Below are 15,934 nucleotides of genomic sequence, written 5' to 3' on the forward strand. Positions count from 1 at the left end.
CCTATGGCACCCCCGCAATTCGAGCACAGCACGGCACAGTGGCAAGCGCTGGACGCCGCCCACTTTCTGCACCCCTTTACCGACTTCAAGGCGTTGGCGGCCAAGGGCTCGCGCATCATCACCCGAGCGGATGGCATCTACCTGTGGGACAGCGATGGCCACAAGATCTTCGACGCCATGAGCGGCCTGTGGTGCGTGAACGTGGGCTACGGCCAGCGCCCGCTCATCGAGGCGGCCACGCACCAGCTTGAAACCCTGCCGTTCTACAACGCCTTCTTCCAGACGGCGACCCCGCCGGCCATTGCGCTGGCGCACAAGCTGTCGCAGCTCAGCCCGCCTGGGTTCGAGCACGTGTTCTATACCAGCTCGGGCTCGGAGGGCAACGACACGGTGGTGCGCATGGTGCGCCGCTACTGGGACGTACTGGGCCAGAAGAGCCGCAAGACCATCATCAGCCGCCGCAACGCGTACCACGGCTCGACCGTGGCCGGCGCCTCGCTGGGCGGCATGCCCGACATGCACGAGCAGGGCGACCTGCCCATCCCCGGCATCGTCCACATCGACCAGCCGCATTACAGCGAACACGCCCAACCCGGTGAAAGCCGTGACGACTTCGGTCGCCGTGCCGCCTCGTGGCTGGAAGCCAAGATCCTGGAAGTGGGTGCCGACAAGGTGGCCGCCTTCATTGGCGAGCCGGTGCAGGGCGCCGGTGGCGTCATCATCCCGCCCGACACCTACTGGCCTGAAATCCAGCGCATCTGCGACCAGTACGGCATCTTGCTGGTGTCCGACGAAGTCATCTGCGGCTTTGGCCGCACGGGCTACTGGTTTGGCTGCGAGCGCTTTGGCACGCGCCCGGACCTCATCACCTTCGCCAAGGGCGTCACCTCAGGCTATGTGCCCCTGGGTGGCGTGCTGGTGGGCGAGCGCGTGGCCCGGGTGTTGATCGACCAGGGTGGCGATTTCAACCACGGCTACACCTACAGCGGCCACCCCGTGGCCTGTGCCGTGGCCCTGGCCAACCTCGAATTGATTGAGCAAATGGGTCTGGTGCAACGTGTTCGTCACGAAACTGGACCCTATCTGGCTCAACAATACGCCAAGCTGCTGGAACACCCGTTGGTCGGCGAAGCCGAAACCTGCGGGCTGATGGGGGCGTTGAAGCTGGTGCGCCGCAAGGCGACCGACACCAGCCCGGCGGAACCCTTCCCGTCCAGCGTCGGTGCCGGCATGGTGTGCCGTGGTCACTGCTTTGCCAACGGCCTGATCATGCGGGCCGTGGGTGACCGCATGATCATTGCCCCCCCGCTGGTACTGACCTGCGAGCAGATTGACGAAATGATGGGTCTGATCCGCAAGTGTCTGGATCTGACCTGGACTGAACTGACAGGAGTTTGAGAGCATGTTCAAGCGCACGCTGATGAGCGTGGCCACCGGTCTGGTGGCACTGACCACTTGCCTGGGTGCCCAGGCCGAGGAAGAAAAGATCCTCAACGTCTACAACTGGTCGAACTACATCGCACCCGACACCATTGCCAATTTCGAGAAGGAAACCGGCATCAAGGTGCGCTACGACGTTTTCGACAACAACGAAATCGTCCACGCCAAGCTGGTGGCGGGCAAGAGCGGCTACGACGTGGTCGTGCCCTCTTCCTACTGGGCGCGCATGCAGGCTGATGGCGGCCTGCTGCAAAAGCTCGACAAGAGCAAGCTGCCCAATATGAAGAACCTGGACCCGCTCTTCATGTCGCAGCTCTCCAAGCTCGACCCGGGCAACCAGTACATGGTCGACTGGCTGTGGGGCTTCACCACCATCGGCATCAACGTTGACAAGGTCAAGGCCGCGCTGGGTGGCATGCCCATGCCCGACAACGCCTGGGACCTGTTCTTCAAGCCCGAGTACCTCAGCAAGCTCAAGAGCTGTGGCGTGTCCGTGCTCGACTCGGCCACCGAAGTGGTGCCGGCCGCCATGCACTACCTGGGCAAGCCTGCCTTCAGCCGCAACATTGGCGACTACGCCGGTGCGCTGCCGCTGCTGAAAAGCATCCGCCCCTATGTGACGCTGTTCAGCTCGTCGGGCTACATCAACGACCTGGCCAACGGCTCGCTGTGCCTGTCGATGGGCTATTCGGGTGACATCAACATCGCCAAGAACCGCGCCATCGAATCGAAGAGCGGCCAGCACATCCAGACGCTGATCCCCAAGACCGGCGGCGTGGTGTTCATGGACACCATGGTGATCCCGGTTGACGCGCCTCACCCCGAGAACGCGCACAAGTGGATCAACTACATCATGCGCCCCGAGGTGCATGCCGCGCTGACGAACAAGGTGTTCTACGCCAACCCCAACCTGGCGGCCCGCAAGTTCGTCAAGCCCGAGGTGGCCAACGACCCGGCGGTGTTCCCGAACGAGGCCGAGATGAAGCAGATGGCTCAGCCCGGCGCACTGAACAACGACATCCGTCGTCAGATGACACGCATCTACACCTCGTTCAAGACCGGTCTGTAAGGCGGACAGCATGACTGCATTCCTGAGCATCGAGAAAGTCGTCAAGGACTTCGGTACCGACGCTGCGCCGTTCAGGGCAGTCGACAATGTCAGCCTCGAGATCAACCAGGGCGAGATCTTCGCCCTGCTCGGCTCCAGCGGCTGCGGCAAGACCACCTTGCTGCGCATGCTGGCCGGGTTTGACAACCCGACATCAGGCCGCATCTTGCTCAATGGGCAGGATCTGGCCGGTCTGCCGACCTACAAGCGGCCGATCATCATGATGTTCCAGAACTACGCGCTGTTTCCGCACCTCACGGTGTGGGACAACATCGCCTTCGGGCTGCGGCGTGAAGGCATGCCCAAGGCCCAGGTGGCCGAGCGTGTGGAAGCCATGCTCAAGCTGGTGCAACTGGGCAAGTATGCGCAGCGCAAGCCGCACCAGCTCTCGGGCGGACAACAGCAACGGGTGGCCCTGGCGCGCAGCCTGGCCAAGCAGCCCAAGCTGCTGCTGCTTGACGAACCCCTGGGTGCGCTCGACAAGAAGCTGCGTGAAGAAACGCAGATTGAGCTGGTCAACATCATCGAATCGGTGGGCGTGACCTGCGTGATGGTGACCCACGACCAGGAAGAGGCCATGACCATGGCCAGCCGCATTGCGGTGATGAGCGAGGGCAGCATCCAGCAGGTGGGCGCCCCGCGCGAGATTTACGAAACCCCGGCGACGCGCTTCGTGGCCGACTTCATCGGCAACGTGAACCTGATGGAAGGCACGCTGACCGAAGACGAATCGGACCACGTGGTCATCCAGTGTGCAGACTGCCGCCACTATGTGAGCCACGGCATCAGCGGGCACGTGGGCATGGCCTTGTCGGTGGCCCTGCGCCCGGAAAAGATCAAGATTGGCCGACTCCGGCCCGAGCCGCTGCCAGGCACGCCGCCCGACATGAACCTCGTCAAGGGCAAGATCAAGGACATGGTCTATTTCGGCAACTTCACGGTCTACCGCCTGCAGTTGCCCAGCGGCCAACTGCTCAAGGTGAGCCAGAGCAACACCGAACGCCACCCCGACCACACCCTCACCTGGGACGACGAGGCCTGGGCCTGGTGGTCGCCCACGGCGCAGGTGGTGCTCACGCTCTGAACGGAGGCCGCCATGAAATGGTCCAACCGCTTGCTCATCGGCATTCCCTACGGGTGGCTGCTGCTGTTCTTCATGCTGCCCTTCCTGATCGTGATGAAGATCAGCGTGTCGGAAGTGGACGGGGTCATGTTCAAGGACCTGTTCACCTGGGCTGATGGCGTGCTGCACATGCAGCTCAAGTTCAGCAACTACTTCTACATCACGCAAGACAACCTCTATTTCACGGCCTACCTCACCAGCCTGAAATACGCCGCCATCACCACGGTGCTGTGCCTGCTGATTGGCTACCCCTTTGCCTACTTCATGGCGCGCTCGAACCCGGCCATCCAGCCCGCGCTGCTGATGATGCTGATGCTGCCGTTCTGGACCTCCTTCCTGCTGCGCGTGTACGCCTGGAAGGGCCTGCTGGTGCCGGGCGGTTGGGTGGCCACGGTGCTGGGCCACTCAGGGGTGGACCCGCTGCTGGTGGGGGCAGGCCTGATACCCGGGCCGGGGCAGTACATGAACACGCCCTTCTCGCTGGTGATCGGCATGGTCTACACCTATGTGCCCTTCATGATCTTGCCGCTGTACTCGCACCTGGCGAAGATGGACATTCGCCTGCTGGAAGCCGCGCAAAACCTGGGCGCCTCCCCCTGGGTGACCTTCTGGACCGTGACGGTGCCGCTTTCACGCGCGGGCATTTTGGCGGGCTCGATGCTGGTGTTCATTCCCTGCGTGGGCGAGTATGTGATCCCCGAGCTGCTGGGCGGCCCCTCGACCCTGATGATTGGCCGTGTGCTGTGGGATGAGTTCTTCAGCAACAACGACTGGCCCATGGCTTCCAGCGTGGCCGTGGTGATGATCTTGATGATCATCGTGCCGCTGGCGCTCTTCAACAAGGCCCAGACCGAACAGCAGGAGGGCAAGCGATGAGCAGCCTGCCACGTGTTCCCAGTGCCCATGCCGTCGGGCGCTGGACCTCGCGCCTGTGGCTCACCTGCGGCTTCCTGTTTCTTTACCTGCCCATCATTGCGCTGGTCATCTATTCCTTCAACGACTCGCCCCTGCCCACCGTGTGGGGCGGCGCCACGCTGAAGTGGTTTCACAAGCTGGCGCACGACACCGAGGTGATCGAAGGCATCACCCTCACACTGAAGGTGGCATTTTTGTCGGCCACGGCGGCGGTGGTGCTGGGCACCCTCACGGCCCTGGCCCTGGTGAAAAACAAGCGCTTCATGGGCCGCACCGTGATGGTGGGCATGGTCAACGCCCCGCTGGTGATGCCGGAGGTGATCATCGGCCTGTCGCTGCTGCTGATGCTGGTGTCCATGCAGCGCGCCATTGGCTTCCCCGAGCGGGGGCTCACCACCATCTGGCTGGGCCACCTGCTGGTGGGCATGGCCTACGCCACCGTGGTGGTGCAGGCCCGCCTGCAAGGCCTCAACCCCTCGCTCGAAGAAGCTGCGCAAAACCTGGGCGCCCGGCCCATGCAGGTGTTCTTTCTGGTGACGCTGCCCATGATCGGCCAGGCTCTGGCCTCGGCCTGGTTGCTCACCTTCACCCTGTCGATGGACGACGTGGTGCTGGCCGCCTTTCTCTCAGGCCCCGGGGCCACCACCTTGCCGCTGGTGATCTTCTCGCGCGCCCGTCTGGGGCTGGACCCCAGCGTGAACGCCGTGGCCACCGTGGTGATTGCCGTGGTGTCGGTGGCGGTGATTGGCGGCAGCTACGCGCTGGCCCGCATGGAGCGGCGCAGGGCGCAGGAAGTGGCTTCGGCTGGGCGGGGGTGAGGGAAAGGATTCGCTTGACGCGTATGCATACGACGTCTATGCTGATCACCTGCGTCGATACTTCTCTTTACGCTCCAAGTCCGGGTCTGGGGTGACGGTTAATTCGTTGAGTTAGTACCTTCGCTCAGTCAGACCCGATCCAGCATTGACCTCATCTGCGTAGCTAAATACGCATGCCTTGCTCCAGGCAGCCTCTCTGACCCGAAGAGGTGTTGATCGTCCGTGCTGGTCATATTTGGAGCCAATTCATGAGTACTTCAGACTCAAAGTCAGCACGGGACAACCGTTCCAGCCAGCTGAACCCTTGCCATTCCGCGTACTACCTCGCTAGAGGTCAGGATGACGAACGTGCCAAGGCACTAGCGATAGCCAAGACGGAAGAACTTAGCTCGAGGCGAGAGAAAGCACCGCTTAATCACTCGGATTCTCGGGTCAGTCTTCGGCAGTTGATCAACAGCGCCAAGTAATCGGCATCTCTATGCAGCCGAAGTGGTAACCACTTTTGGCTGCGCACTTTCGTGGAATCAAAAAATGACACAGCGGATACTGATCACTGGATCAGAGGGCTTGGTTGGTCGCGTCGTTGCCAAAGAATTATTGGCACGAGGCTACGTTGTAAAGGGCTTGGATCTGAATGGGGTGGGCGACGAGCAGGGTGATATCTGCGACTACGCTTGTGTAGAGGATGCAGTTTCATGCTGTGACGGCATCCTGCATCTTGCGGCGGTTTCGCGCGTTGTATGGGGTGAGCGAGATCCGGACCTATGTTGGGCGACCAATGTTGGGGGTCTCAAAAACATACTCGCAGCGATGAAGAAGCAAAGCTCTCCACCCTGGTTGATCTTTGCCAGTAGCCGTGAAGTCTATGGTCAACCTAAAGAGCTTCCTGCCACAGAGGACACCCCCCTCAACCCGGTGAATATCTATGCGCGCTCCAAAGCAGAGGGTGAGCGCCTTGTTCTTGGTGCGCATTTGTTTGACTGTTTGAGGGTCTCTACCATCAGGTTGTCGAATGTGTATGGCCGCACATCTGACCATGTTGACAGGGTGATTCCTGCCTTTGCAAGGGCAGCAGTATTGGGTGAGCCGTTAAGAGTCGATGGGTATCGCCATACCTTCGACTTCACCCACGTCGACGATGTTTGTAGAGGCATCATCTTGTTAATTCATCACATGAGCAGTCCATGGGACTGCTTGCCCCCGATTCAATTTGTGTCTGGCATTGCAACGACTCTAGGTGAGTTGGCTCTGCAAGCAATCGCCATCGCTGACAGCGAATCGCCAATTGTCGAAGCACCACCTCGCAATTTTGATGTTGCGCAGTTCTATGGATCTCCCTCTCTTGCGATGCATGCATTGAATTGGGCTCCGCAAGTGTCCCTGAAAGATGGGTTGTCACGGCTCATCGCGGACTATGCGCGTGAGTTGCTTTAAGAGTCAGCAGGTTGAGGTGGTGATATGAAAATATTGAAAGTAATTCATGGCTACCCGATGCGCTACAACGCCGGGTCCGAGGTCTACAGCCAGACCCTATGTCAGGGGTTGGCCGGAAGACATGAGGTTCATGTCTTTACCCGGGAAGAAGATTCGTTTGCGCCCGATTATCGAGTCCGAACAGAGAGGGATCCTGATGACGACAGGATTACCTTGCATCTTGTCAACAACCCAAGGAACAAAGATCGGTACCGCGCTGCGGGTATCGATCAGAGGTTTGCTGAGTTGTTGGATGATTTGAAGCCGGATGTGGTCCATGTCGGGCATCTGAATCATTTGTCCACCTCTCTGCTGCACGAAGCTGCCAGCAGAGAAATCCCAATCGTCTATACGCTTCATGACTACTGGGTGATGTGCCCACGCGGTCAATTCATGCAGACATTTCCCGAGGATCCAAACAACCTCTGGGCTGCCTGCGATGGGCAGGATGACCAGAAGTGCGCGGAACGCTGCTATTCGCGCTACTTCAGTGGGGCGGCGGATGAGCAAACCATCGACTTGTCTTACTGGACCCAGTGGGTGGGTCGGAGGATGAGTCACATGCGTGCGATGACTGAACTGGTCGACGTGTTTGTGGCGCCTGCGCGATACCTGCTAGAGCGATACAGAGATGACTTTGGCTTGCCTGAAGCGAAGTTGAAATACTTGGACTATGGTTTTGACCGAAAGCGATCTGCGGGTCGTTCGCGAGTCTCGGGCGAGCCTGTGACCTTCGGCTACATCGGTACGCACATTCCTGCCAAGGGCATTCACGATTTGATCCGTGCTTTTGGTCTGCTACGTGGCAATGCAGTCTTGCGGATCTGGGGGCGTCATCGTGGGCAAGACACCGAGGCATTGAAGGCGCTGGCCCGCGACCTTCCGGAAGGCGTGGTCGACCGTGTTGAATGGATGCCTGAATATCGAAATCAGGACATCGTTCGAGACGTCTTTGACAAGGTGGATGCGATTGTCGTGCCATCGGTTTGGGTTGAAAACTCACCGCTGGTCATTCATGAGGCGCAGCAAGCCAGAGTACCGGTCATCACTGCCAACGCTGGTGGAATGGCGGAGTATGTTGCCCACGAGGTCAATGGCCTTCTGTTTGAGCACCGATCGCACCGAGCACTTGCAGAACAGATGCAGCGTTTGCTGGATGATTCGCACTTGCTTGAACGTCTAGGCCAACGTGGCTATCTCTTCAGCGAGGACGGACAGATCCCGTCGATTGATGACCACGTTCTTGCCATCGAAACCTTGTATGAGTCTCTGGTTCGACGTCGAGATCGCGCGCACATTGATCCCACACAGGGGCCGTGGCGCATCACTTTCGATACCAACCCGGATACATGCAACCTTAACTGTGTGATGTGCGAAGAGCACTCGCCTCACAGCACCTTGCAAGAGGAGCGAAAAGGCCGGGGCCAGGCTCGACGGATCATGCCCGTTCGACTGATAGAGCAGGTGCTGGAGCAGGCGGTTCCGCGTGGCTTGCGCGAGATCATTCCCTCCACCATGGGGGAGCCGCTTGTCTACGATGACTTCGATCGCATCCTCGAGTTGTGTGAACGGCACCGTATCAAGTTGAATCTCACCACCAACGGGACCTTTCCACGGCTGGGTGCCAAAACATGGGCCGAGCGTATCGTGCCCGTGGCATCTGACGTCAAGATCTCCTGGAATGGGGCGACTCAGGCGACGCAGGAGTCCATCATGATCGGGGCACGCTGGGAAGCGATGGTTCGCAATGTCAAGGACTTCATCGCGGTGCGGGACGCTCATGCAGCCGGAGGGGGACATCGGTGTCGAGTGACTTTTCAGATGACCTTTTTGGAATCCAACGTCGGTGAGTTGGCTGACATCGTGCGTCTTGCCGTGGATCTGGGGGTTGATCGACTTAAGGGGCATCACGTCTGGGCACATTTCCAGGAGATCAAGCACCTGTCAATGCGCCGGAGCCCTGCCTCGATTCAGCGATGGAATGACGCCGTGCTTGCCGCGCGCCAGGCCATCTCTGAGCGGATGTTGCCCAACGGTAAGCCACTCTTGCTGGAGAACATCTTTCTTCTGGACGAAAGTGCGCAAGCCGATCTTGCTCCGGGGGGCCTATGTCCATTCTTGGGCCAAGAGGCCTGGGTTAGTGCTGAAGGGCGTTTCAACCCCTGTTGCGCACCAGATGCACAGCGTCGTTCTTTGGGCGATTTCGGTAATCTCCATAAACAGGGCTTCATTGAAATATGGGAGAGCGATGCATATCAAGAACTGAAGGCGACCTATCGGAATAGAAGCCTTTGCCTGAGTTGCAATATGCGCAAGCCAGTGGAGTCGCCAACATGAATTGGACCGATCTGGTGGTCTCTCCGTGTGCTACCCACCACCTTGTGAACAACGAGCCTGCGTACTTGGCTCGTTTTGACGAGGTCCTCAAGTTTCATTCTCCGGGCTTGGCGCCCGTGCGACGCGATACCTTTGCGTGGCATGTTCATCCCGATGGCACACAAGCGTACGCACGTAGGTTCCAGCGAACATTTGGGTTCTATGAGGGGTTGGCTGCAGTCCTATCTGATGAGGGCGCGCTCCACATCACCGCTGCTGGAGAAGATGCCTACCCTCAGAGATATGAATGGTGCGGAAATTACCAAGAGGGCCATTGCACGGTGCGTGATACCGATGGTGCCTACTTCCACATCACCCCCGATGGTCGACCAGCCTACCGAGAGCGATGGCGTTATGCCGGAGACTTTCGAGATGGTGTTGCTGTAGTTCAAGCTGCCGATGGGCGCTCTACTCACATCAACGCACAGGGGTTGAAGCTCCACGGCATTTGGTTTCATGACCTCGATGTCTTTCACAAGGGGTTTGCGAGAGCCAAAGATGCACGTGGCTGGATGCACATTGACATGCGAGGACACCCCATCTACGAGCGGAGGTTCGCCGCAGTCGAGCCCTTCTACAACGGGCAAGCCCGCGTAGAGACTGTGTGTGGTGGTCTGGAAGTTATCGATGAGTCTGGCGTGATCTTGACAGTCTTGCGCACCGAAACTCAATCCGAGTTCGCCTCACTGTCTGGCGACATGGTCGGGTTTTGGCGAACCGAAACCATCGCTGCCGCTGTGGAGTTGGGTGTCTTTGAGGTCTTGCCGACAACGGCTGCCTCAATGGCTGAAAAGCTGGCAGTTCAGCATGACCGATTGGCTCGCTTGCTTCGTGCCTTGAGCGAATTGAACCTTGTCAAGCAGGTCTCCGAGGTATGGCACGTCACAGAGCGTGGATCGTATTTACGGAAGGATCACCCGCTGACCTTGTCTCATGCAGCGTTGGAGTTTGGGCGGCACTTTCCTGGCATGTGGTCGCAACTCGCCGCAGCGCTGCGTCGGGATGGCGGATGGACTCCTCCTGACATCTTTGGCATGCTCGCGGCTGATACCACGCGGTCCGCTCTGCATCATCAGATGCTGCGCAGTTACGCTCGACATGACTATCCGACCGTTTCTTCAGCGCTGAATCTGGTCGGTAATGAATGTGTGATTGATGCAGGTGGTGGGTTGGGTGTGTTGGCCGATGTGTTGCTGTCACAGCAACCAACCCTTCAGCTAGTTGTTCTCGATCGCCCTGAGGTTGTCGCATTGGCGAGAGCAACACACACCAGACGCGATCAGATCCAGTGGGTCGCAAGAGATTTCTTTGCTCCTTGGGATGTGTCAGGCGACGCCGTCGTGTTGGCCCGCATTCTTCACGACTGGGATGACCCCGACGCATTGCGAATATTGGCTCGTGCACGCGAAAGTATGCCCCTGGGGGGGCAGATGTTTATTGTCGAGATGGTCATGTCTGACAACGATCCAAGTGGCGCCCTCTGCGACCTTCATCTGCTTATGGTCACGGGCGGGCGTGAACGGACCCTGGCGCAGTACACAGAATTGCTAGCGCGAACCGGATTCGCTCTTAAAGAGGCCAAGCGCATGAACGCGTTGTCCACGGTTCTGATCGGTGAGGCGATATGAAAGACGCAACAACGACATCCCTGGAGCGCACTTTGAGTTTGATTCAGTCTGTCCCTGACAGTCTGCCCGTAGCGTTGCTCCTCAGGCATTCAGCTCGGGATGACATTATGGATGGCGGCACAGGTTTGGATCTTCCGCTGAATGAGTTGGGTGTCCGCATGTGCCATGAGTTAGGTAGAGCGCTGACGGGGAGGCTCAGATCCGCCTGGTCAAGCCCGGTACTCCGGTGTGTGCAAACAGCTGAGTTGCTCTGCCAAGCTGCTGACTTGAATAAAGCCGTCAATTTGGATAGGCGCTTGGGTGCGCCGGGCGTCTATGTACTCGACGAAGAAATTGCCTGGAACAACTGGCTGGCTAATGGCAACCATGGTGTGATCAAACATCTTGTTTCGGGAGTGGGCGCGCTGCCTGGGATGGCTGACCCAACTGAGGCTGCGAACGCTCTTGTCAAGCACATGCTGGACAACTCCGGTTGCGAACGGGGCGTACATCTGTTCGTTTCGCATGACTCGATCGTGGCACCTACCGTCGCGCGTGTATTTGATGCAGATATGCGAACCAGTCGCTGGCCCGATTATCTGGACGCTGCAGCTTTTTGGCCTAGCGAGGAAGGCTACGAGGTGCTTTATCGAGGCATGGCCGCGTCGGTGGGTAAGTCTGCCTAGTTCTGGATTTGGTAGCTGGACGGTGACGCATATCGGTTGGGATTAGGGGGCAATAGTTCAGAGACGGTCGGCCTCAGGCTGATTGCGGTAGTTCCCCAGGGACTGCTTTGCATCTCATCAGATCCATGCAGAGAGCGCCAAGCTGGTACGGCGGGAGGCGAGGTCAATCTTCCCGGCATTTCGACCCAGAAATCGTCGATAAAGATGCACCTTCGGTCAGCCTACCGCATACCCCGCTGCTCGCGTTCCCGCAGCATGATCAATCTGGGATCCGATCTCGTCAGAGGCTGCTCGGCGAGAACTGCGAGCAATTTCCCAATTTCGTAGGGCCAACTCGACGGGTCTTCGCCAAGTGAGGCTGACAAGATTGCTAGCAGTTCAAGCGGATGCCTCTCCGCGATCTGTTTGTGCTCCTCATTGAATAGGTTCATGAAGGAGTTGTTCGACACGACAAGCTGTCGCTGAACCGCATCGGCAATCTCCAAAAATCGATCAGGGAGCGCCAGTGCCAGAGCCACGAGCCGCGCAGATGCACTCGGCGTGCGTGCAGCAAGCTGCCGAGGCCAGACCTTTGTAAGGAAGGGTATGAGGAATTCTGACCAGTTCGCTTTGTCATCTTTGCACCAATGCTCAACGTACCAAAGCATTTGCATGCGGAACCTATCGTCTGCTTGGATAAGAACCTCCCTCAGTTCCACGTCGGAGAGTTGCGGCGAAGAATCAGCGCGCCGCTTGCAGTCACTCCACGTAGCCAAGAGCAAACCGGCGATAGATCTGGTCTGGTCCCTGTCAGCCAACTCCGGTGCCTGTGCAAGTTTCATCAGTCCCGCTTTGAGTTGGGGGAAGAGATCGGCGTGTATCCCGCGTGCGCCCCACAAGAATCCATCCCAGAACGCAGCAACTCCCATCTCATCATCCCTAGCTAGGACTGTAAGTAGTTGCTCTGCAGTCCACCGCTGGTCGGCCTGATAAAGCCGTCCCACATCCGCTGCGATCATCGCAATCACGTGATTCCGGTGATCCTGAGGAAGACTGAGTAGTTCCTCTGTTCTGAGCTTCCATGCTCTAGGAAGCTCCTTGAACTCTTGGTTGACCTCAGCCAACTGCTGCCGCTGCGCCATTGCCAATCGCCCTGCAGGACTATTCAAGCCTTCATCCACCCACCGTCGCGGAACAGATCGGCTCCTCGGAAGCTCTGTTATGGGCGAGCGGAGTGCATCCATTAAGGCACTCCACAGTGCTTCAAACGTCGCAAGACACTCATGTTGCAATCGCTGATGCTCGTTATGCGTCCAGGTTGATGCTGGCTGCAAAATCTTCACCAAATCGTTGGTGTTTAGACGTGCGAGTCGAGCTGCAATGGCAATGAGCAACCGCCTAGAACGGGAGGATTCCTCCGCTTGGGCCGTAAGAAAGGACCACCAAGCCGACGCTGGAAATGATCCTTTCTTCTTGGCGCAAGTAAGCACGCTCAACGCTCTCGATGGGCGACTTTTGGCCAACCCGAGAAACGGATCTCTGTGCAATCGAGCGAAAAAGTCATTTCCAGCAAGTGCCTGGACCTTTGCCAGCACTTCCCCGAGCGGTAGGCGATCGATTTCGGTGGGATCGACGTCCATGGTCAGAAAGAACGCCTCGGAAACCTGAGGTTGTGCGGTCTGCTGAGCTGATTGCTCGTCCCATTCAGGCGCGAGTATTCGGAGGTCTGTGAATACGGAGCCATAGTCAAAATTGAACTGCACGCCGCGAGACGAAAGCCAATGCAGTCGGTTCAGTCGTATGTGCGCCATGCTCGCGGCTAGATCAGGCTGCCCTTTCAACCAAGGGATGTCACTCGTGAGAAGGCGAACTTCGATCTCTCTAGCAAGTGACGACGAAAACTCGTTCCATCGATCTCGGAGACTGAAAAGCAGATCTCGTTCTTGGCGCGAGGACCAGAACGTCTCGTCGTCTAGATCGAGCACCGTTTGATAGGCTTGTTCCGGCGTGGTGAGATCGGCTCGACCGGCCGCCCAGATCTTCAGTCGTATGAAGACTTGGTGCTGACGCTGAGACCATTGCGCCACCTCGCGCCTGGCAGCATCAACATCGTATTCCGCCAATTTGGAGACGAGGTTCGTGAACAGTACAAGATGGCCAGTCAGCCCGTGAGCATCAGTTGGCAGCACTTTCCCGTCGTCAGCTCGAATGGTGTCGAAATATGGCACGTCCCTGCCGGTGACTTCGCGCTCGAGATCCAGGCCGTATTCCAGGGCCTGACGGAATTGCCCGACGCCGTAGGCAAGGAATTCAGCCGGGACATCGATCGGACGGTGTGGGTGAGGGTAGTCAACGTCAAAGCGGACAAGGGCGCTCAGCTCCGCCTCGGCGTCTGTCTCCGGAACCATGGCATTAAATGGGCGATCTAGAGTCAACTGGGGTTTGTAAACATTGATTGCCTCGCGGACAAGTGGCGTTGACCAACCCTCAGCTTTCGCTTGAGCATCAATCATGTGAGATCGGTAGTCGGCGTTACCCGCCCGATCTCGCATGCAAGCGATCGCCATCCGCCATCCGGCTCGAAGAGCTGGTGTGATTCCCTGATCTGAAATAAGCCTACGCTCGATACCGCCGAGAACGTAGGGGTGAAGTGCCGCATGCCCTGCGGCCCACCAAAGCGCAGCAGGCTGATGGGCAATACTGATCAACCAAGAGCCAATGTGACCCAATCGGGCAGGGAGGCCGTGAGAGCTATCAGTCGTAAGCCCACGGCTTCCTCTGTTGGGTGAAGGTTCGACGTCGCACAACTCACTCACCTGACAGGCAAGCCCATTCCAGGCCCCCTCAGGAACCTCGCGTGAGGCATAGTGATTGGCTAGATCCATCGGCGCAGGCGGCTCGTCGAAGTCCAGCCCATATGCATCAAAAGGATCAAACCGACAGCTAGCGTTAGGGGACAGTCCACTCAGATGTGGCTTGGCATATCGCAGTTGCGGATCGATAACGCTGAGCCACGTCGCCGGCAGCCGTGTCTTGGACCCAGCTATGAACCGAGCACCCTCCACAGTCGAGAAAAGGTGCGCGACCATGCCGCGCTCGTGCGGCGCCATTTGAGCTGGTCCGCGCTCGGAGGCGGATTTGAGAAGTTGCTGGTGCCAGGCTTCAACGTCTCGGGCTCTCCCAGCCCAGGCAGACAAGGTGTCCCAGAGGGCTGCATGATGATTTGCGCTGTCATACGGTATCGGCGTCACACCCTTATGAGCCCACTGGGCCAAGGCCTCCGACGCATTTTCGGCTTGAAACGCATAAAGCGATTGTGAAGGTGCTGCGAATCGGTTCAGCGCCTCCAGAAGATATTGCACGGGCGGATCATCTGCCGAGTAGCCTAGAAATACGATGCGGAAACGCTGCAGCAGGGACTGTATGTATCTCGACGCCCAGCCGTCAGCAAGATAGGCATGGCCGAAATCTGCACTTGAGAGGACAAATTCGTTGTCACGCGCACCGCGATAGGCATCGTCCACGCAGCCGTGGAGATGAATTATTCCGCGGAAGTCTTGCGGCCGACGTGGATCGGGTAGACCCGGAGGGTTAAACGAATCAATCCCAGGCTCGCAAGCTTCGAATAGAACATCGAAATTCGTCGTTACGAGCCTTGGCACTCCCGCCTTGTCTCTCGAAAGATCGAGAAGCAGTCGATGCGCGCCCAAGCTAGCTTCGTTCGGAGGCGTCAAAGCCATCGCCACAGCTTCACGAACATCCGATGGATCGAACTCTCGTTCCAAGAGCCCAAAGATCCGGTCTGTGGCAACCGTTCCAGGTTGAGCCTTTGCTTGATTGAAAAGCAGTCTAGCGGAACTATTGAGGCCGGAGCCGAGGATCTCAAGGACTCGCTCTGCCAGCGTGACGAAATCGGGGAGCTTGGCTTTAGCCAGCGAGACCCCTGCGCCGCAGAAAAAAAGAACCTGACCCGCATCCCTCGCCGTCAGTAGTTCATCTGGAATGCTGGGACCATTCGGGATAAAGCGCATGTCTCAAGTGTGCTTGGGTTGCAGGGCGTATCGTCAACTTGATGACCTGCACGACTACGATAAGTCAGATGCTACCTTGGTCCGACCACGGCCAAGGTTTTGCGGACCTGGATTCTTGCGGTCGACCGTTAGGCACTTTACGCGCGCTCTATGGCCCACGCTGAGGCTAACAAAGTACATGCGCCAGCCTTCATTGGAACCCTGTGTCTCGTGCTAGGGAACGCGTTCGACTCTCAGGAGCTGTTTATAGTTGATAGGTCCTCGCATTGGGGGGCCGTTTTTGGGCATCGAGTTCAGCGATTCGACGGGCTGCTCCCGCTGCAAAGCAGTCCCCTGTTTCGCCGACTGGCATGTGCCCCCGAAGGCCTTGAGGGCTTA

At 58.2% G+C, this 15,934-nt stretch carries 10 protein-coding genes; 9 read left to right on the plus strand and 1 reads right to left on the minus strand.

The features are described 5' to 3' along the window. Positions 1–3 precede the first annotated feature (3 nt). The 9 genes from ACE3PH_RS00965 to ACE3PH_RS01005 all read left to right on the plus strand — a co-directional run bounded on the left by ACE3PH_RS00965 (position 4) and on the right by ACE3PH_RS01005 (position 11,546). Complete coding sequence (locus ACE3PH_RS00965) at positions 4–1,398, plus strand: aspartate aminotransferase family protein (RefSeq protein WP_374315569.1); 1,395 nt, start codon at positions 4–6, stop codon at positions 1,396–1,398. A 4-nt stretch (positions 1,399–1,402) separates the two neighbouring features. After that, on the plus strand, positions 1,403–2,509 hold the full coding sequence (locus tag ACE3PH_RS00970; protein WP_374315571.1) for a polyamine ABC transporter substrate-binding protein: 1,107 nt from the start codon (positions 1,403–1,405) through the stop codon (positions 2,507–2,509). A 10-nt stretch (positions 2,510–2,519) separates the two neighbouring features. Further along, positions 2,520–3,632, plus strand: a complete 1,113-nt coding sequence (locus ACE3PH_RS00975; RefSeq protein WP_374315573.1) for an ABC transporter ATP-binding protein — start codon at positions 2,520–2,522, stop codon at positions 3,630–3,632. Between the two features lie 12 nt (positions 3,633–3,644). After that, positions 3,645–4,547, plus strand: coding sequence for an ABC transporter permease (locus tag ACE3PH_RS00980; protein WP_374315575.1), 903 nt, complete (start codon positions 3,645–3,647; stop codon positions 4,545–4,547). Then, entirely contained in the window at positions 4,544–5,404 is an 861-nt protein-coding gene (locus ACE3PH_RS00985) for an ABC transporter permease subunit (protein WP_374315577.1), read from the plus strand. Before ACE3PH_RS00980 ends, ACE3PH_RS00985 begins: the two co-directional genes overlap by 4 nt. Positions 5,405–5,935: 531 nt before the next feature. Next, positions 5,936–6,838: an NAD-dependent epimerase/dehydratase family protein gene (locus tag ACE3PH_RS00990; protein ID WP_374315579.1), complete on the plus strand. Its 903-nt coding sequence runs from the start codon at positions 5,936–5,938 to the stop codon at positions 6,836–6,838. Positions 6,839–6,862: 24 nt separating this feature from the next. Next, the gene (locus ACE3PH_RS00995; RefSeq protein WP_374315581.1) at positions 6,863–9,214 is read left to right on the plus strand and encodes a glycosyltransferase; all 2,352 of its coding nucleotides are present in this window, start codon (positions 6,863–6,865) and stop codon (positions 9,212–9,214) included. Then, complete coding sequence (locus ACE3PH_RS01000; RefSeq protein WP_374315583.1) at positions 9,211–10,881, plus strand: methyltransferase; 1,671 nt, start codon at positions 9,211–9,213, stop codon at positions 10,879–10,881. The genes ACE3PH_RS00995 and ACE3PH_RS01000 overlap by 4 nt, the downstream gene beginning before the upstream one ends. Beyond that, positions 10,878–11,546, plus strand: coding sequence for a histidine phosphatase family protein (locus ACE3PH_RS01005; protein WP_374315585.1), 669 nt, complete (start codon positions 10,878–10,880; stop codon positions 11,544–11,546). The genes ACE3PH_RS01000 and ACE3PH_RS01005 overlap by 4 nt, the downstream gene beginning before the upstream one ends. A gap of 221 nt (positions 11,547–11,767) precedes the next feature. On the opposite strand, the gene ACE3PH_RS01010 is transcribed toward ACE3PH_RS01005, so the two are convergent. Then, positions 11,768–15,556, minus strand: a complete 3,789-nt coding sequence (locus ACE3PH_RS01010) for an SIR2 family protein (RefSeq protein WP_374315587.1) — start codon at positions 15,554–15,556, stop codon at positions 11,768–11,770. Between the last annotated feature and the right edge of the window lie 378 nt (positions 15,557–15,934).

Source organism: Aquabacterium sp. (assembly GCF_041909175.1).
Taxonomy (GTDB): domain Bacteria; phylum Pseudomonadota; class Gammaproteobacteria; order Burkholderiales; family Burkholderiaceae_C; genus Aquabacterium.